This window comes from Paraburkholderia sp. GAS38 (assembly GCF_050434965.1).
GTDB lineage: Bacteria > Pseudomonadota > Gammaproteobacteria > Burkholderiales > Burkholderiaceae > Paraburkholderia > Paraburkholderia phenazinium_A.
On sequence record NZ_JBNDJO010000008.1, the window covers coordinates 284,852 to 303,067 of the forward strand.

Genomic DNA, 18,216 nt, shown 5'->3' on the forward strand with positions numbered 1-18,216 from the left:
ACGACCGCTGCTTTCCTGGGTAAAGAGCAGCGGTCACCTGTATTTCCGGGTGGGTCAGTACGCTGCGGGCGTCACGTTTTGGGCAACGTCACGCCGTGCTGACCTTGATATTTGCCGCCGCGATCCGCGTACGACGTCTCACAAATTTCGTCGCTTTCGAAAAACAGCACCTGGGCGACGCCTTCGTTCGCGTAGATTTTCGCAGGCAAAGGTGTCGTATTTGAGAATTCGAGCGTCACGTGCCCTTCCCATTCCGGTTCGAACGGCGTGACGTTGACGATGATGCCGCAGCGCGCATAAGTGGATTTGCCCAGACACACGGTCAGGACGCTGCGCGGAATGCGGAAATACTCGACCGTGCGCGCGAGAGCGAACGAGTTCGGCGGGATGATGCAGACATCGCCCTTGAAATCGACAAACGACTTCTCGTCGAAGTTCTTCGGATCGACGATGGTTGAGTTGATATTCGTGAAGATCTTGAATTCGTCCGCGCAGCGAATGTCGTAGCCGTAGCTCGACGTGCCGTAGCTGACGATCTTCCGGCCGTCCTCGGAAACGCGCACCTGGTCGGGCGCGAACGGCTCGATCATGTTGTGCGACGCGGCCATGCGGCGGATCCACTTGTCGGATTTGATGGTCATAGTTGAACGCTGCGTGACGGATAAATTCGGGGTGAATGCGGAGTGAAATCCGGCGAAGGTCCCGTGGGGCCACGTGCTGCCGGACGAAAGGCGCTTATTTTACGCGATCGGCGCGATGCTGCCGCAACTGCGGCAAATCTGCTCTGCCAGCGTACGAGCGCGCGCCGCTCAGTGTGCGGCCGCGCGACCGCAGACCGGCCGCCGGTCGCCGCGCAACCCGGCTACGCGGGCGTTGGACGGCATCTTGACACAATTCTGCTGCGACGCAACAAGCCGCGTCGTCAGCCTGGTCTGGCGCGCACTCTGCGCCATGAACATGAAGCGGCAGGCCGGCATTACTGGCGAATCACGCCGCAGGCGAGCGGCGCGCCCGCGCCGTGTTGCGGCCAGGCGTAGGGATCGGAGGCGTCGCGATGCACGACGACCGCGCGCTGCAGCACCGAGCGGATGCCGTCGAGCGATACGTCCGGCGCCACGATAAAGCCCGTGGCCACACCGTTCGAATCCGCATGAATATTGCCGAGATCGCCTTCGACGCGCGCGCCCATCTTCAACCGCTCGGCCGCCGGGGCGAATACCGCGCCCGCGCTCGAACCGTCTACCGAATTGCAGTCGCCGCGCTCGTGCACCTGCAGGGCGTGGTCGCTATCGGGCGGCAAGCCGGAAAGGTTGTAGGTCACCTGTACGCCGTCCGAACGCTCGATGAAAGTCACCAGACCGCGCGTCTGGCTTCCCACGGCCGGCACCAGTTGTGCCTCGGCGCGTTTTTCCTGTGGTCTCAGGAATGCAGTGCAGCCGCATAACAGCAGACTGCTGGCAGCCAGGACGATGAACGCATGCACCGCCTGCCCGTCGATTCGTTTTCCCATGCGATCCTCTTGTCGACCGCCGGCCGCCCCTGCGGTCGCCGAGCCGAACCTGATGAAGTCGACATGATACCGCGAGCGGAGGTGCGTTTTACGCCTTCCGCCCGCCTCACCTGCCCCGCATAAGGCGTTTCAGGTGTTCTGGACAACGATATTGGGAAACTTCGAGGTCATGTCGCGGGCCCGCTCGGCGATATGGATCGCCACCTTGCGCGCGATCGAGCGGTAAATCCCGGCGATGCGCCCGTCCGGATCGGCCACCACGGTCGGCCGGCCGGAGTCGGCCTGCTCGCGGATGCCGATGTCGAGCGGCAAACTCCCGAGCACCTCCACACCATATTCCTTAGCCATCCGGTCGCCTCCGCCCGCGCCGAAGATGTGCTCTTCGTGACCGCAGTTCGAGCAGATATGCGTGCCCATGTTCTCGACGATGCCGAGGATCGGAATGCCGACCTTCTCGAACATCTTGAGGCCTTTCTTCGCGTCGAGCAGCGCGATGTCCTGCGGCGTGGTGACGATCACCGCGCCCGTCACCGGCACGCGCTGCGAGAGCGTGAGCTGGATGTCGCCGGTGCCCGGCGGCATGTCGACGATCAGGTAGTCGAGATCTTCCCAGTTCGTCTGCCGCAGCAGTTGTTCGAGTGCGGAAGTCGCCATCGGGCCGCGCCACACCATCGGATTGTCCTGCTCGATCAGAAAGCCGATCGAATTGGCCTGCATGCCGTGGCCGCGCATCGGATTCATGGACTGGCCGTCCTGCGATTCGGGGCGGCCCTCGATGCCGAGCATCATGGGCAGCGAAGGACCGTAGATGTCGGCATCCAGAATGCCTACCGAGGCGCCGTCGCTCGCGAGCGCCAGCGCCAGGTTCACCGCGGTCGTGCTCTTGCCGACCCCGCCCTTGCCCGACGCCACCGCGACGATATTCTTCACATTCGGCAACAGTTTCACGCCGCGCTGCACGGTGTGCGCCGCGATCTGCTGCGACACCTGCACACGCGCTTCGGCGACGCCCGGCACGGCGCGCAAGGCGTCTTCAACCAGCGTGCGGAGCGCTTCAAACTGACGTTTGGCCGGATAGCCGAGTACCAGGTCGACGCTAACCGTGGCACCATCAATAGCGGTGTTCTTGAGATTTTTCGCCGCCGCAAACGGGCGGCCCGTGTTGGGGTCAGCGACGCTCGCGAGGGCGGCGTCGACCAATGCCCGATCAATGCTCATTGAGACTCCGTGGGGAACACTTGGGGCGCGGCCGAATCGAAGTTTCGGCCACCGTCCGGAAATTGAAAGAAATTGTTATGCGGCATTGCGAAAATCGGCCTTGCCGGGCACCCTTCGGCAGCAGCAGGCTAGAGGGTCGCATCGCTGCTCGCTTCAGACATCATTGTAGTGGCTGGCGCCAAGCCGTGCCGGAAGACCCTTCTTCGTGCAGTTGCTGTCCGGTCTCCATTGCGGTCGACCCGCTTTAATAATCAAGAGGATTCAAAATGAACGCAAAAGTCATGACTCGCTTCGCAGTATTCGCAGTAGCCGGCTCGCTGCTGGCAGGCTGCGCAACCCAGCAAGGCACCAACACCGCCGTCGGTACAGGCGTGGGTGCCGGCACGGGCGCCGCGCTCGGCGCAATCTTCGGCGGCGGTAAGGGCGCGGCCATCGGCGCCGGCGTCGGCGCTGCGGTGGGCGGCATCACCGGCTACAACTGGCAGGCCATCCACAACAAGCTGTCGGGCGCCACCAAGGGCACGGGCACGCAGATCACCGAACAGCCGGACGGTTCGCTCAAGCTGAACATCCCGAGCTCGGTCACGTTCGACACGAACAGCTACGCAATCAAGCCGTCGTTCGCACCGGTGCTCGATCAACTGTCGCAGACCTTGACGCAGAATCCGGAAATCATCGCGCAAGTGGTGGGCTATACGGACAGCACCGGTTCGCCGGCGTATAACCAGACGCTGTCGGTCAACCGTGCGCAAAGCGTGACCGGCTACCTCGGTCAGCGCGGCATCAATCCGCAGCGCCTGTCGGCAGAAGGCATGGGTCAGAACAATCCGGTTGCCGACAACAACACGGATGCCGGCCGTGCCGCGAACCGTCGTGTGGAAATCTATCTGCGCGCCACCGCTCAGCACGCTCAGTAACAGCTAACCAAGATGGGAATGGGCTGGCGGGCAGGACGGCCGGGGTAGACCTTCCCGGCCGGTAAAAACCGCCCGAAAGGGTCGTAGCAGGTTGCATGGAGAGTCCCCGCGGGTTTCCCGCTGTCTCCATCCGCGAGTCGAAAAAAATTTCGAACTCTCCGGAAAATCCGCTGTCTGTCTTTACGGTACGTGCGTGGCTATGCCGCCGCGGCACCATTCTCCTCTTGTCGTTGTTGCTCCGGGGCCCATAGCCCCGGTTTTTTTTGGTGCCGGCTCCGCGCGCCAGAGCCGGTCAAGCTGGGCTGCTCGCCGCGCCCGCCCTGCTAGAATCGAAGTTTCGTCTCTCGCAAGCCCTCACACTCCCTATGTCAGCACCCGCAACCGGTCTTCCCGCAGGCGCGCCGTCCGGCCGTCGCCAGATTCTCGTCACGTCGGCCCTTCCGTATGCGAACGGGCAAATCCATATCGGCCATCTGGTCGAATATATCCAGACGGACATCTGGGTCCGGACGCTGCGAATGCACGGGCACGAGGTCTACTACGTCGGCGCCGACGACACGCACGGCACGCCGATCATGCTGCGGGCGGAAAAGGAAGGCATCACGCCGAAGCAACTGATCGACCGCGTCTGGCAAGAGCACAAGCGCGACTTCGACAGCTTCGGCATTTCCTTCGACAATTACTATTCGACCGACTCCGAAGAGAACCGGCTTCTGAGCGAATCCGTCTATACGGCGCTCCGGGATGCGGGCCTGATCGAGGCACGCGACATCGAACAGGCCTACGACCCGGTCAAGGAAATGTTCCTGCCGGATCGCTTCATCAAGGGCGAGTGCCCGAAGTGCGGCGCGAAAGACCAGTACGGCGACAATTGCGAAGTGTGCGGTTCGACCTACCAGCCCACCGAGCTGATCAACCCGTACTCGGTGGTGTCGGGCGCCACGCCGATCCGCAAGACTTCGACGCACTATTTCTTCCGTCTCTCGGATCCGCGTTGCGAGAATTTCCTGCGCGGCTGGGTCGGCGGTCTGGCGCAGCCCGAAGCCACCAACAAGATGCGCGAATGGCTCGGCGACGCCGGCGAAGCCAGGCTCGCCGACTGGGATATCTCGCGCGACGCGCCTTACTTCGGCTTCGAGATTCCGGGCGCGCCGGGCAAGTACTTCTACGTGTGGCTGGATGCGCCGGTCGGCTATTACGCGAGCTTCAAGAACCTTGCCGAAAAACGCGGCATCGATTTCGACGCGTGGATCCGCAAAGGCTCGACAGCGGAGCAGTACCACTTCATCGGCAAAGACATCCTGTACTTCCACACGCTGTTCTGGCCGGCCATGCTCGAATTCTCGGGTCATCGCACGCCGACCAACGTGTTCGCGCACGGCTTCCTGACCGTGGACGGCGCGAAGATGTCGAAGTCGCGCGGCACCTTCATCACGGCGCAAAGCGTGATCGACACCGGCCTGAACCCGGAATGGCTGCGCTACTACTTCGCGGCCAAGCTCAACAGCACGATGGAAGACCTCGACCTGAACCTCGACGACTTCCAGGCGCGCGTGAACAGCGATCTGGTCGGTAAGTACGTGAACATCGCGAGCCGTGCGGCGGGCTTCCTGATCAAGCGTTTCGACGGCCGCGTCCAGGACAGCGCGATGCAGCATCCGCTGCTCGGTACGCTGCGCGAGGCGGTTCCGCAGATCGCGGCCAACTACGAAGCACGCGAGTACAACCGCGCGCTGCGCCAGACCATGGAACTGGCCGACACGGTGAACGCCTACGTCGACACGGCCAAGCCGTGGGATCAGGCGAAAGACCCGGCCAACTCGGTCGCCCTGCATGAAACCTGCAGCGTCAGCGTCGAGGCGTTCCGCCTGCTGTCGCTCGCGCTGAAGCCGGTGCTGCCGAAGCTCGCGGAAGCCGTCGAAGGATTCCTCGGCATCGAGCCGCTCAGGTGGTCCGACGTCGCGGTGCCGCTCAGCTCCGCGCATCCGATCAACGCGTACAAGCATCTGATGACGCGCGTCGATCCGAAGCAGATCGAAGCGCTGCTGGCCGCGAACCGCGATTCGCTGCAGGCCACTGACGCTGCGGCGCCTGCGGACGCGACAACCAAGGCTAACGCCAAGTCCAAAGCGAAGGCGGCGGCTCCGGCAGCTACAGCCGGCGCTGAAGACGACGGCTCCGGCATCATCTCGATCGACGACTTTGCGAAGATCGACCTGCGCATTGCGAAGATCGTCGACTGCCGTGCGGTGGAAGGCTCGGACAAGCTGCTGCAACTGACACTCGACGTCGGCGAGGAAAAAACCCGCAACGTGTTCTCCGGCATCAAGTCGGCGTATCAGCCGGAACAACTGATCGGCAAGCTAACGGTGATGGTGGCGAACCTCGCGCCGCGCAAGATGAAGTTCGGCCTGTCCGAAGGGATGGTGCTGGCGGCGTCCGCCACTGACGAGAAAGCCGAACCGGGTCTCTACATCCTCGAACCGCACAGCGGCGCGAAGCCGGGCATGCGGGTGAAGTAAGCTGCAGCAGGTTTCGGCGCGCCGGCAACGGCGCGTCTTCAAAATCAATCAATATTGAACCCAGGCCCGCGCCCGCACACCGCGTTCTCCGCAAGCGGAACGCGGCGTGCCGCGCTCACCACCTGATCCGGTCGAAACGCCGCGTGTAGAACAGCGTACCGCCCTGGAAGGTGCCGCCATACGCCACCACCGACCAGTAGCGCGTCAGGTTGACGGTCGCCTTGATCGCGTTGCTGGCCGACTGCAGACCCTGTTCATACCCGAGCACGAGCCACTGGCTGAGCGCCTTCGACACCATCACCACCTGCGGATCGGTCAACCCCACATCGCTCGTGCCGATCGAAAACTCGTCGAGCCCGAAGGTCTGCGCAATCCGCTTGCCCTGAGAATTGCCGAGCAACGCGAGCGCGGTCGTCATGCTGCTCTGCTGCCCGAGGTTGTTGCCCTGGTCGGTGCCGTGGCCGAACAGCAGCCAGGAGAGCTTTTCGTTGTCGGGCACGTTCGGCTCGGAGACGAGCTTGGCGACCGGCGCGTCGACCGTACCGGTCACCTGCACGCCGGCCTCGATCTGCTGGTTGCGCCGCATGGCGAGAATGTTGATGCCGGGGTTCGCCACCGGACCGTTGAACGTGAAGAAGCCGTTTTCGATACCGAGCTTGCGGCCGAACGCCGTGTAGGTCGAGCCTTCGGTCACGCGCACATTGCCGACGGCGCGCAGCGGCAGATCCGGCGCGCTTAGCGCGGTGATGGTGCCGGTCAGGCCGAGGTCCGCGCCCTGACCGCGGAAACGGAAATTCTTGCCCAGGTCGATGTCGATGCTGGCATGCGGCGCGAAGCGGCCGACCGGCTTGTCGGTGGCCGCCACGCCCGGCGCCGTCTCGCCGGGGATCGTGCCGTCGGGGCGCACGATCACCACGTCGTCGCCGAGCTTCGGCGCGGCCTGCTCCGGCATGTCGAAGAGCGCGCGATCGACCGTGAACTTGCCGTTGATATCCATGGCGCCCAGGTGGCCGCCGTTCGCCACCGTGGCGCTGCCCGACAGCGACAGCTTGCGGTCCGGCGCGGCAAACACTTCGAGCTTGTCGGCGACGATGCTCGCGGTCAGGTCGGGTTCCGCGCCGTCGAGGCGCACCCGGCCGGAGGCGCGCAGCGTACCGCTCGCGCCGTGGAATTCGACCTGCTGGAAGTCCACCAGATTCTGCGACAGCGCAATCCGGATCACACCGTCCTTCAGTTGCACGCCCTGATCGACCATGGTGGCCGACAGGCCGTCGCCCAACAGCGAGCCCGACAGATTCGGCTTGGCCACCGTGCCGCCGAGCGCGAGCTTCAGCGCGAGGTGGCCGTCGAGCACATAGCTCGGGCCGAACAGGCCACCGGTGGTTTTCAGCGACGGGATGTTCGCGTTGACGTTGCCGGTCACCGGCGCTTCTTCGTTCACGCCCAGCACGCCGTCGTTCATCGCCAGCGTCGTATGGGCATCCGCGTCGATCACGCCGAGCCGGCTCGCCTGGGCGTGGACCGTGGCGTTCAGCCGGTTGCCGGCGCTGAAGTCGGCGCGGGCGGCCAGATCGGTGATGCCGAGCGCCGCCAGTCCGCGGCCGATCTCGACCGTCACGTCGCCGCCGCGGCGCTTCAACTGGATGTGGCCGCTCGCCGTGTTGCCGAGCGCGAAGTCCCAGTCGCCGTCGAATACGAGATCGGTCTTCACCGGCGGCGGCTCGCCGGTGATTTCCTGACGCAGCGCGAGGAGCCGTGTGAGCGAGATATCGGTCAGCGATCCGGTGGACTGGATGCGCCCGTGGTCCAGTGCGAACGACTTCAGATCGAGCACCGCGCCTTCCAGCGTGAGCCGGGTTGCGCCGAGCGTCACGTGATTGGGCGCGGCACTGATGGTGAGCGGCGCCTCGAGATTGAGCGCGGGCGTGCCGCGATTCTGCAACTGCGTCACCGTGCCGTCCCAGCGCGTGCCGTCGCGGGTATCGGAGAGGCCGCCGTGGGCCGCGAGAGACACGTCGAGTGGACGCTGGTACACCTTGCCGCTCGCCTCCGCTTCCAGCGTGTGCTTCGCGCGGGTGCCGTTCAGGCGCGCGCTGAGTGTCGCGAGCTCGACCCCTTCGGCGCTCAGGTCGCGCGCGTCGGTCGTGAAGACGAGCGCGCCGTTCGCGCCGTCGCGCAATTCGGCGTGGCCTTCCGCGTGACCGAGCCGGTTCGCGCCGAACACGACGCTGTCGGCCTTGTAGTTCAGCGTGACGTTCGGGTGAGCGAACGAGCCTGTGACGTCGCCGTCGGCTGCCACAATGCCTGCCAGTCCAAAACCGAGCCGCTCGAGTTGCGGCGCGTCGACGTTGAAGCGCAAACGGTCGCCGGGCGCGCCGAAACTGCCTTGCAAACTCACCTGGTTGCCCGCCACCGAGAGGCTCGCCTTGCTCGGCAGAATGCGCGAGCCGGCCAGTTGGACCGTGCCGCCGCCCGTCAGCGGCAAGCCGTCATAGACGCTCTCGCCGAGCTTGAAATCGGCCTTGGTCGTAAAGGTAAGACCGAGCACACCGGCTGCGTTGATCGTACCGTTGACGCGCGCTTCGATCTTGCGCGACGGCGCGGCGCTTGCCTGCTTCGCTGCGCGTTTCGCCTCCGCGGCCTTGGCCGCCACCTTGGCTGGCGCATTCGGCGTTGCGGTGGCGGGGCCGGCAACCGGCGCGCGCGACGGCATCCGCGAGGTCAGCCCGAGCGGATCGAAATCGGTCAGTTGTGCTTTCAGGTTATAGGTCGAACTCGCGTCGTGCTTGATCGCGCCGGACAGATCGATGTGGCCGCGTCCCGAGGTGATCTTCACGTCGTTAAAGCTCATGCGCGCCGGATCGAACGTCACTTTGCCTTGCGCGCGCAGCGCCGCCTTCGGATCGGCGAGATCGAGCGTGATGCTCTGCACGTCGTCGTTCAGGCGAATGGCGATGGGGCCGGCGAGCTGGGTGGGCCGCACGCTCGCTTGCAGCGCGTTCAGGTCCAGTCCGGCCACCTGCAGGTCGAGCTGGCCATGCTTGCCGGACAGCGTGCCGGCGCCGGTGACGGTGGCGTTCCTCACGAGCCGCAGGTTGAGGTTCGAGAGGCTCTGCGCGTGCGCGTCGAGCCGTACGTCGGCATGCGCATCGATGAGCGGCAACAGGTTCTGGTCGACCGCGCCCGGTTTCGCATTGACGATCGACACCTGGCCGCCAACCACGAAGCCAGCGGGCGCTGCCGATCCGTGGGGGGCCGCGGGCGCGCTGGCGGCACTCGCCGCGGCGCCGGCGCCTGCCGTCTCCCCGACCACTGGCTGCAACTCCGCCCGCACCGCCAGATCGGCGAGCGGCGCGCCGGGCGCAAACGCCTGCGGATTGATGTGGTCGAAGGTCAGCGTCGCGCGTTGCAGCGGCACGGCGGCAAACGGCGCCGCCTCGATGCGCGCGTGTCCGGCGAGCTTCATGCCGCTCGCGTCCAGTTCGCCCACCAGGGCTTCGAGCGACCCCGTCAGATGGCCGCCCACCTGCACCGGCTCTGCGTTGACCTTGCCCGAATAACCGATGTCGCCCGTCAGCGCGAACGGCCGCACGCCGTCGAGTTTCGCCGCCGCCGTCACCGAGCCGAACGGCGTCTCCAGCCGGTCGATGGAGGCCTCGTGATGCACCCCGTCGCTGCGGCCATGGAACAGGAAACGCGAAAACTCCGTGGTCGACCCGCCTTCATGCAACAGCAGCGCGTCGATCCGCAGATCGCGCACTTCGAGCTGCATCGGCAAGCGCAGATCCTGCGGCAAGCTCATCGGGCCGCTGCTCGGCGACGAGGATGAACCGATGCGCGCGTCGATCGTGCCGATATGCAGGTAGTCGACCGCAAAGCGCCACGGATGCCCCGTCAGCGCCCAACGCCCGTCGATGCTGTCCACCTTGATGTCGGTGCCGCTGCCGTCGAAACTGCGCCACTCGACCCGCTGCAGCCGCACGCCGGTTGCGAGCGCACCGCCCTTCAGCTCGCCGGAGAGGCGGCCGCCCAGCAGCTTGACGGCCGCCTGCCAGGCGTACGCCGTGCCGCGTTCGGTTGCTACCGCGCCGTACAACACCCCGGCCGCCAGCGCGACGAGCAGCACCGGCACGCCCATCGCCCATGCGAGCGCCGTCCACAGCCGCCGCCCGCGACGGGCGGGCGGCGGCGTGTCGGGACCGCCCGGCGTGGCGTCACCGGGCGTCTGCGAAGCGGGGTTGGCGGAAGCATCCGTCGTCATACTCGAACCATGCGAATCAGGCCAGTCAAGTCAAAATAAGGTCAAAGGTCAGAAGGCAATGCCCAGCGTCAGGTAAGGCCGGAAGTCCTTGTCGCGAATCCCGTAGGCCAGGTCGACGTTCACCGGGCCGACCGGACTGCGCCAGCGCGCACCGAACCCGACGCCCGGGTAGAACACTTTCTCGTGCCAGGTATCGGTGGCGGTGCCGACATCGAAGAACAGCGCGCCGCCCCAGTCATGGGTGAACCAGTGCTGATATTCCGTCGTGCCGGTGACGAGGTACTTGGTGGGCAGCACCGAGCCGTCGACGCTGTTACCGATGCTCTGATAACCATAGCCGCGCACCGAATTCGAGCCACCCGCGCGGAACAGCAGCGAAGCCGGTACGCCGTTCGAACTGCCGGCCGTGAACACGCCGCCCAGTTCGGCGCGGAACAGCACCAGGTCTTCCTTGCCGATCGGGATGTACTGCTGGCCACGTGCGTAGATGCGGCCGAAGGTCTGGTCGGTCGCCACGCCCTTGACCGCGAATCCCGCTTCGACGTGAATCAGATTGCCGGAGCGCGGGAACAGCGGGTCGTCGGTGTTGCGGCGCGTCCATGTCCATGCCGGCACCAGCGCGCGGCTGGTGGTCGGCCCCACCGCGTTCTGGTCGAGCCGGTCCTGGTAATACAGGATCGAATAGCCGTAGTCGAGGTACTGCGAGGTGCGGGTAGTCTGCACCCCGGCGCGAATGCTGTAGATGCGCGTGTCCGAGACGTCGGTGGTCGTGTAGGACGCCAGCACGCTGTTGGTCCACGCGCGTTCGCCCGGCGGCATGGAAAGCTGGATCTGGCCGAACTGCTCGATCTGGTCGATCCGGCCGCCCACCGTGAACGGGTAGGCCTTGCCGAAGGTGTCGAGGTACGAGTAATTGCCCTGGACCTGCGGACCGGTGTCGGTCGCATAGCCCACCCCGCCGCGGATGCTGTTGTACGGATACTCGCTGACCTTCACCCGCACCGGCGTCTCGAGCGGCTTGGTGGGGTCGTCGCCGACGTCGATGGCGACGCTCGCGTAATACGGCGTGTTCTGCAACTGGCGCTGCAATTCGGCGACGCGCTGCACGTCGTAGATCGCGCCGACCGAAATCGGATTCACGTTGTCGACGATCTGCTCGGGGTAGCGGCGCGTGCCGGACACTTCGAGCTTGCCCATCGTGAACGTCGGCCCGCTGTCGAACACCACCGTCAGCTTCGCCTGATGCGTACGCGGGTCGATGCGCGCCTCGGAGCGGGAAATCTTCGCGGCCACGTAGCGGCGCGCCTGCAGGGCTTTCAACGCGGCGTTCTTGGCGTCGTCCCAGCCCCCTTGCGAGAAGGCGTCGCCCTCGTGCAGCGAAAAGGCAAAGCGCGTGGCGTTTTCCTGGGCCGGGTCTTCGGTCAGCACCGGCCCGTGAAACGACAGCGCAATCGAAGAAATGGTGGTTTGCGGACCGGGATCCACGCTCACGGTGACGCGCTTCTTGCCGTCCACGGTGCGCACGTCGGTGCGCACCACCGGCGAGAAATAGCCGGCGGTCGCGGTCAGGTCGCGCACCTGCTGCGGCGTTGCAGTGACGAGAAAGCCGAACTGGTCGTCGCTGATATCGTCGCGTTTGGCGAAGCGGGCGATATCCAGATGCTCTTCGAGCAGCTTGCGCACGGCGCGGGGCTTGGCCTCGATGTCCACCTTGTAGGCCGCGCGCGCCTCCCCGCCGGCGCACGCCAGCCAGACGATGCCGAACACCAGCCAGGCGCGCAGCAACCGCGACGCGGCCGGCGCGCGGCGCGCGAGCCGCCCCTGCCGCCTATCCGGTTTGCCCTTGCGCACCCACGACGGTTCGATCGCACAACCCGCCAAACAGGACCTCCGCGGCCGTTGTTGATGAATGATTCGACTTGCCGGCCACCGCGGCGGCCTGAAGCTCGCTATTTGACCACATCGGCGCCGCCTCGCGATCATCTCGAAATTGGCGGCGCAGCCCCCTCGGAGACCCGGCAGACGCCCCGCCGATGCCCTGTGCATGCGCTTGCCGGCCGACATCGGCGCGGGCCCTTTGGCGCAGCGCGCCCGCCTTGGACGTGGCGGCCGGGCCGATGTTCCGCGAGTTTTCGACCGCGGGCGGCGCTTGCGGTAAAATTGCGATTGACACGCGCGACGGTCGCAACGGCTGCCGCCACTTCCCTATACGGACGTTGAGCCATGTATCAATCGGACATCACGCAGTTCCTGAATCAGCTGAAGCAACAAAAGCCCACTCTGGAGGCGGAGCAGCGCCGCGGCCGCTCGCTGCTGTGGGACAAGCAGCCGATCGACCTCGAAGAGCGCGCCGAGCAGCAAGCCTCGCGCGTGCAACAGACCTCCTACCAGTACTACCAGAACTTCTGAGCGTGAGCACCGCCGACGAGGCCCGCGCCGCGAAGGCGCAGCCCGACGCTGCGCTCGCCGCGCCCAAGACCGACTCGACGCCCGATACCGTCGACGGTATTGCGTTCGCGCGCCTGTACGGCGAGCCGCTCTTCAAGCTGCCGACGGACCTGTACATCCCGCCGGACGCGCTCGAAGTCTTCCTTGAAACGTTCGAAGGCCCGCTGGATCTGTTGCTGTACCTGATCCGCAAGCAGAACTTCAACGTACTCGACATCCCGATGGCGGACGTCACCACGCAGTATCTGGGCTACGTCGAGCAACTGCGGGAAACCAACCTCGAGCTCGCGTCCGAATACCTGCTGATGGCGGCGATGCTGATCGAGATCAAGTCGCGCATGCTGCTGCCGGTCAAGAAGGCGGACACCGGCGAGGAAGCCGAAGACCCGCGCGCCGAACTCGTGCGGCGTCTGCTCGAATACGAGCAGATGAAGCTCGCGGCGCAACGGATCGACCATTTGCCGCAACTGGGCCGCGACTTCCTGCGCGCCGACGTCTACATCGAGCAAAGCATCACGCCGCGTTTTCCGGACGTGAACAGCGAAGATCTGCGCGCCGCTTGGGCCGACGTGATCAAGCGCGCCAAGCTCGTGCAGCATCACCGCATCTCGCGCGAGGAGCTGTCGGTGCGCGAACACATGAGCGTGATCCTGCGGCGTCTGCAGAACACACGCTTCATGGAGTTTTCGGAACTGTTCGACACGACGCGCGGCGTGCCGGTGGTGGTGGTGAACTTCATCGCCATGCTGGAGTTGTCGCGCGAATCGCTGATCGAGATCACCCAGGCCGAACCCTTCGCGCCGATCTACGTGCGGCTGGCCTACCTGCCGGCATAAGCGGTCCACAGGCCTTTGCCGGCGGTCGCGGCGGCGCTGATGCTGCAGTCCGTCCGCCGGAGCACACTAGAGGCACGCCTCGTTTCGGTGCGCCCCACGCGCAAATCCACTACAATCCCGCGCTCCGAACCCGTCATCACCGGAACGGGAGCCCGGCAGGGCCAAGTGGGGTGAATGCACCCTTTCTGTGTCTGCCGGATCCTGCGCCGCGCGAGGAAAACACCGTCCGATCATGAAAGTCATCAGCTCGATCCACGAATTGCGCGACCAGTTGCGCGGCCAGAACCGCACTGCGTTCGTCCCGACGATGGGCAATCTGCACGAAGGCCACCTCTCGCTGATGCGCCTCGCGCGCCAGCACGGCGACCCGGTGGTGGCGAGCATCTTCGTCAACCGGCTGCAATTCGGGCCGAACGAGGATTTCGACAAGTATCCGCGCACGCTCGAAGCCGACATCGAGAAGCTGCAAAAAGAGAACGTCTACGTGCTGTTCGCACCGACCGAGCGCGATCTGTACCCGGAGCCGCAGCAATACCGCGTGCATCCGCCGCACGATCTGGGCGACATCCTCGAAGGCGAATTCCGCCCGGGCTTCTTCCAGGGCGTGTGTACCGTCGTGATGAAGCTGATGTCGTGCGTGCAGCCGCGCGTCGCCGTGTTCGGCAAGAAGGATTACCAGCAGTTGATGATCGTGCGCCAGATGTGCCACCAGTTCGCGCTGCCGACCGAAATCGTCGCCGCCGAAACCGTGCGCGACGCCGACGGCCTCGCGCTCAGCTCGCGCAACCGCTATCTGCAGGCGGCCGAGCGCGCCGAAGCGCCGAAGCTCGCCATCGAGCTGAACCGCGTGCGCGACGCCGTGCTGGCCGGCAACCGCGATTTCGCCGCCATCGAGCGCGAAGCCATGGCGGCGCTCGCCGCGCGCGGCTGGCAGCCGGACTATATCGCCGTGCGCAAGCGCGTCGACCTGCTGCCGCCCACGGCGCAGGACATCGACGCGCCGCTCGTCGTGCTCGCGGCGGCCAAGCTGGGCGCCACGCGGCTCATCGACAACCTCGAAATCTGACGCTTTCTCAAGCGCACCGAACCAGAAAAGCACCCTAAGGGACCGGTCAATGCAACGTCACATGCTGAAATCGAAGATCCATCGCGTCGCCGTCACGCATTGCGAACTGCACTACGAAGGCTCGTGCGCGATCGACGAAGATCTGCTGGAAGCCGCGAATATCGTCGAGAACGAACGCATCGACATCTGGAACATCAACAACGGCGAGCGTTTCTCGACCTACGCGATCAAGGGCGAACGCGGCAGCGGGATGATTTCGCTGAACGGTTCGGCGGCGCGGCGCGCGCAACTGGGCGACCTGGTGATCATCGCGGCGTTCGCGACGGTGGATGAGGCCGAACTGAAAGCCGGCTGGAAGCCGGACCTGGTGTTCGTCGACGATAACAACAGGATCAAGGGCAGCCGCGATCACGTGCCCACGCAAAGCTGGACCTGACGCGGCGGGCGTTGGATTCGGGTGGGCCGCCCTGCCACGGCCCGCTTGACGCTTAAGCTTTCGGCTTACGTTCCAGCCATTCTACGATCGGCTGCCACTGCTCCAGATCCTTTTCGACCCGGCTTTTCGCCACATCCCACAGCGTCAGGCCGTGCGCGGCCAGTTGCACGTAGTTCTGCGTATCGCGCAGGTAGCCCAGCACCGGCAACTCCAGGCCCTCGACGAAGCGGTGCAACTGCTCGGCCGAGCGCGTGCGCGCATCCACCCGCATCCCCACCACGCCGATTTCGATGCCGCCTTTCCTCACCGCCTTTTCCTTGGCGAGGCGCTCGAGAAATTCCTGGGTGGCGAGAATATCGAACAGCGACGGCTGGAGCGGCACGATCACCTTGTCGGCCAGTTCCAGCGCGATGCCGAGGCGATTGCCGTGCAAGCCGGCGGGCGTGTCGATCACGGCGTGTTCCAGCCCTTTGGGCGGCTTCGTGGGCGTCTCCGGGTCGACTTCCCAGACTTCGATCGCCGGCAGCGTGGCGGGCCGCAATTCCAGCCAGGCATGGGCCGACTGCTGCTTGTCCAGATCCGCCAGCGCCACCCACTCGCCGGCGGCTGCGAAATAGCCGGCCAGATTGGTCGACAGCGTGCTCTTGCCCACGCCGCCCTTAGGATTGGCCACCACGATTACCGTCATGAATACTCCCGGGAAGAAGGCTGGCACAGCCAGCCGGTTTGCCGCTTCTGCTTCTATCTAGCCTGGTGTTGCGTCGACCCCGTCGATCCAGCCGTTGATAATATCGACAAAATCAGCCTGGCCGAAACCCCCGAAACGCGATTTAAGGCGTCATTCTTACAGAAAGGAGCGAAATACCATGAGCAAACTGCGCGCGAACTGCACGATCGACAGTCTTCACGAGCGCCAGCGGGGCACGCTCCCGGACCTGCTGGGCGTGCGGGTGATCGCGCTGGAGCAGGGCTCGCTCACCGCCGAGCTGACCGTGCGCCCCGAGCTGCTGGCGCCCAACGGCTTTCTGCATGCGGCCACCGTCATCGGTCTGGCGGACACGGCGTGCGGCTACGCCTGCATCGCGCATCTGCCGGAGACGGCCCGTAGTTTTACCACCATCGAGCTGAAGAGCAACTTTCTCGGCACGTGCATCGAGGGTACGGTGCGCGCGGTCGCCAAGGGCGTACATCTGGGACGGACGACGCAGGTGTGGGACGCGACGGTGTTCGATCCGAACGGCAAGACGATCGCGTTGTTCCGGTGTACGCAGATGGTGTTGGTGTGAGGTTTTAAGGGTCGCTGTATATTAGACAGCATTTGCTGTTGAATATACAGCAACTGCACTTCATCGCGTCAGTTGCTGTATGAAATACAGCAACTGCTGTACAATAGACAGCAATACCTTTTTACGAACACACGAACCGGGTTGGACAACAATCTGGAGGGTTGCCCAGATGAACGAGAAAATGTTTGCCGAGCTGTTCGGTGGCGCCGAGCGGCTCAAGGCGCTCCGAGAACTTTTCGAACATGCCGACCAGGAATACAGCTCGCGCGAGCTCGCGGCCGCCGCCCACACTGATCGCGGCAACACGCACCGCTGGCTGAAGCGCTGGGAAGAAGCCGGCCTCGTCAGGCGAGGTATCGTCACGGCGACGAATTTTCAGGCCTCCGCCGACCCCGCGCTCGCTCCGTTGGTCACCTTGTTCCGGCAGAGCAGCGAGCTGGTGGCGGATCTCCGTGATGCGCTCGCTGACATCGAGGGCGTGCGTTCGGCTGTGATCTTCGGGTCGTTTGCGCGACACGGGGAAAAGGCAGAGAGCGACATCGACGTGCTCGTCCTCGGGGACGTGTCGGAGCTCAAAACCAACGCAAGGCTTCGGCCGCTGGCGCGCAAGCACGGGCGGGCCTTTAACGCGTCCGTGTTTGCTGCGGAGCAGTTCAGGGAACTGCTTGCACAGGGCGATGGATTCGCGACTGAGGTCATGGCGCAACCGCGCATCCTGTTGATAGGGGATCTGGATGCCGGGACTTGAACATTGGCTGAATACGCCGGCTACACCCCTCGAAAAACAACGCACGGTCAACAAGGCGCAGTTTCAGGGATGGCTCAAGGAGGCTGTCCGCAAGTACGAGGACGCGAACCGCCATCCCAACAGCGAGAGTACGCGTATGGACGCGGCGTACGACGCGGTATTTTTCTGCGCCCTTGCGGTCCTGACGAGTCAGGCCGTGCGTGTTACCTCACGCCCGGGACATCATGCAATTGCGCTCGAGGCCGCTGCAGCGGTGATGAAGCTCCCCGCCATGTTGACCGACGAGGCAGACGCGTTGCGGGAGTGGCGCAACCGCAAGTATCAGGGGTTCTTCTCGGCCAACGAGCGTGATGTGGGGGACGCCATCGAGACGGCACGCAAGTATCTCGAAGCGACCAGTGCGTGGGTAAAACGGGAGCAAGCGCAGTTGTTGAAGTAACGGCTCAGCGCCCTACTGAAACCACAAACCCCTTCGGACCCACGTCCGAAGGGGTTTCCACAACCCACTAACTCAGCCCCGCCGCCTCAAGCATCTTCAAGCCGCCACCGCCCGCGGCGCCTTCGCCCCGCCCAGCGCCGCCACACCGCTGCCCAGCAGCGACTGCACCACCAGCGTCACTGCCCAGAAAGCCGGATATTCCCAGCCGCCGTTCGGCGAAGCGAAGCCCCAACCGTTGTGCAAGTGAGCCGACATGGCGCCCAGCATGAACGGCAGCAGCACCAGCGCCACCCAGCGCACCTGCACGCCAAGCAGCAACGCGATCCCGCCCGCCAGTTCGACAAAAGCCGTCACATAGCCGAGCCAACCCGGCAAACCGAGCGATTCGAAGAAATGCGCCGTGCCCGGCAGCGTGAAAACGAAAATCTTCTGCAGGCTGTGCGCGAGATACAGAACGCCCAGCGCGAGGCGCAGGAGCGTGGCGGCCAGATCGGCCGAACGGTTCGAGTTCATCAAGAGTCCTTGTCAG

The 18,216-nt window shown here is 64.8% G+C and carries 16 protein-coding genes; 9 read left to right on the forward strand and 7 right to left on the reverse strand.

Annotated elements, in window-relative coordinates; genetic code table 11:
• Positions 1–71 precede the first annotated feature (71 nt).
• The 3 genes from dcd to apbC all read right to left on the reverse strand — a co-directional run bounded on the left by dcd (position 72) and on the right by apbC (position 2,728).
• The gene (gene dcd, locus P3T42_RS20785; protein WP_012432068.1) at positions 72–641 is read right to left on the reverse strand and encodes a dCTP deaminase; all 570 of its coding nucleotides are present in this window, start codon (positions 639–641) and stop codon (positions 72–74) included.
• A gap of 335 nt (positions 642–976) precedes the next feature.
• The gene (locus tag P3T42_RS20790) at positions 977–1,510 is read right to left on the reverse strand and encodes a superoxide dismutase family protein (RefSeq protein ID WP_074302068.1); all 534 of its coding nucleotides are present in this window, start codon (positions 1,508–1,510) and stop codon (positions 977–979) included.
• 129 nt (positions 1,511–1,639) lie between these two features.
• The gene (gene apbC / locus P3T42_RS20795; protein ID WP_074302069.1) at positions 1,640–2,728 is read right to left on the reverse strand and encodes an iron-sulfur cluster carrier protein ApbC; all 1,089 of its coding nucleotides are present in this window, start codon (positions 2,726–2,728) and stop codon (positions 1,640–1,642) included.
• 266 nt (positions 2,729–2,994) lie between these two features.
• On the opposite strand from apbC, the gene P3T42_RS20800 reads away from it, so the two are divergent.
• Both P3T42_RS20800 and metG read left to right on the forward strand, forming a co-directional pair.
• Positions 2,995–3,645, forward strand: coding sequence for an OmpA family protein (locus tag P3T42_RS20800; RefSeq protein WP_074302070.1), 651 nt, complete (start codon positions 2,995–2,997; stop codon positions 3,643–3,645).
• Positions 3,646–4,010: 365 nt separating this feature from the next.
• On the forward strand, positions 4,011–6,167 hold the full coding sequence (metG, locus tag P3T42_RS20805) for a methionine--tRNA ligase (protein WP_429307101.1): 2,157 nt from the start codon (positions 4,011–4,013) through the stop codon (positions 6,165–6,167).
• Positions 6,168–6,282: 115 nt separating this feature from the next.
• On the opposite strand, the gene P3T42_RS20810 is transcribed toward metG, so the two are convergent.
• Positions 6,283–10,428 (reverse strand): translocation/assembly module TamB domain-containing protein, encoded by a 4,146-nt coding sequence (locus P3T42_RS20810; RefSeq protein WP_429307102.1) that lies wholly within the window; start codon positions 10,426–10,428, stop codon positions 6,283–6,285.
• Between the two features lie 48 nt (positions 10,429–10,476).
• Positions 10,477–12,294: an autotransporter assembly complex protein TamA gene (locus tag P3T42_RS20815; RefSeq protein WP_429307121.1), complete on the reverse strand. Its 1,818-nt coding sequence runs from the start codon at positions 12,292–12,294 to the stop codon at positions 10,477–10,479.
• Positions 12,295–12,651: 357 nt separating this feature from the next.
• On the opposite strand from P3T42_RS20815, the gene P3T42_RS20820 reads away from it, so the two are divergent.
• The 4 genes from P3T42_RS20820 to panD all read left to right on the forward strand — a co-directional run bounded on the left by P3T42_RS20820 (position 12,652) and on the right by panD (position 15,214).
• Complete coding sequence (locus tag P3T42_RS20820) at positions 12,652–12,837, forward strand: DUF3460 family protein (RefSeq protein WP_074302073.1); 186 nt, start codon at positions 12,652–12,654, stop codon at positions 12,835–12,837.
• Positions 12,838–12,839: 2 nt separating this feature from the next.
• Complete coding sequence (locus tag P3T42_RS20825) at positions 12,840–13,712, forward strand: segregation and condensation protein A (RefSeq protein ID WP_074302074.1); 873 nt, start codon at positions 12,840–12,842, stop codon at positions 13,710–13,712.
• Positions 13,713–13,944: 232 nt separating this feature from the next.
• Complete coding sequence (gene panC, locus P3T42_RS20830; protein WP_074302075.1) at positions 13,945–14,778, forward strand: pantoate--beta-alanine ligase; 834 nt, start codon at positions 13,945–13,947, stop codon at positions 14,776–14,778.
• 49 nt (positions 14,779–14,827) lie between these two features.
• A complete protein-coding gene (gene panD / locus P3T42_RS20835; protein ID WP_074302076.1) occupies positions 14,828–15,214 on the forward strand; it encodes an aspartate 1-decarboxylase in 387 nt (128 codons plus the stop codon).
• A gap of 52 nt (positions 15,215–15,266) precedes the next feature.
• Here panD and P3T42_RS20840 read toward each other — a convergent pair whose 3' ends face one another.
• Positions 15,267–15,902 carry a ParA family protein gene (locus P3T42_RS20840; protein ID WP_074302077.1) on the reverse strand — a complete coding sequence of 212 codons (636 nt, stop codon included), beginning with the start codon at positions 15,900–15,902 and terminating at the stop codon, positions 15,267–15,269.
• Positions 15,903–16,080: 178 nt separating this feature from the next.
• Here P3T42_RS20840 and P3T42_RS20845 point away from each other — a divergent pair, with 178 nt between their 5' ends.
• The 3 genes from P3T42_RS20845 to P3T42_RS20855 all read left to right on the forward strand — a co-directional run bounded on the left by P3T42_RS20845 (position 16,081) and on the right by P3T42_RS20855 (position 17,687).
• Positions 16,081–16,500: a PaaI family thioesterase gene (locus P3T42_RS20845; RefSeq protein WP_429307103.1), complete on the forward strand. Its 420-nt coding sequence runs from the start codon at positions 16,081–16,083 to the stop codon at positions 16,498–16,500.
• Between the two features lie 169 nt (positions 16,501–16,669).
• Positions 16,670–17,248 (forward strand): nucleotidyltransferase domain-containing protein, encoded by a 579-nt coding sequence (locus P3T42_RS20850; protein ID WP_429307104.1) that lies wholly within the window; start codon positions 16,670–16,672, stop codon positions 17,246–17,248.
• Entirely contained in the window at positions 17,235–17,687 is a 453-nt protein-coding gene (locus tag P3T42_RS20855; RefSeq protein WP_429307105.1) for a hypothetical protein, read from the forward strand. The genes P3T42_RS20850 and P3T42_RS20855 overlap by 14 nt, the downstream gene beginning before the upstream one ends.
• Positions 17,688–17,783: 96 nt before the next feature.
• Here P3T42_RS20855 and P3T42_RS20860 read toward each other — a convergent pair whose 3' ends face one another.
• A complete protein-coding gene (locus tag P3T42_RS20860; protein ID WP_429307106.1) occupies positions 17,784–18,200 on the reverse strand; it encodes a DoxX family protein in 417 nt (138 codons plus the stop codon).
• Positions 18,201–18,216 lie beyond the last annotated feature (16 nt).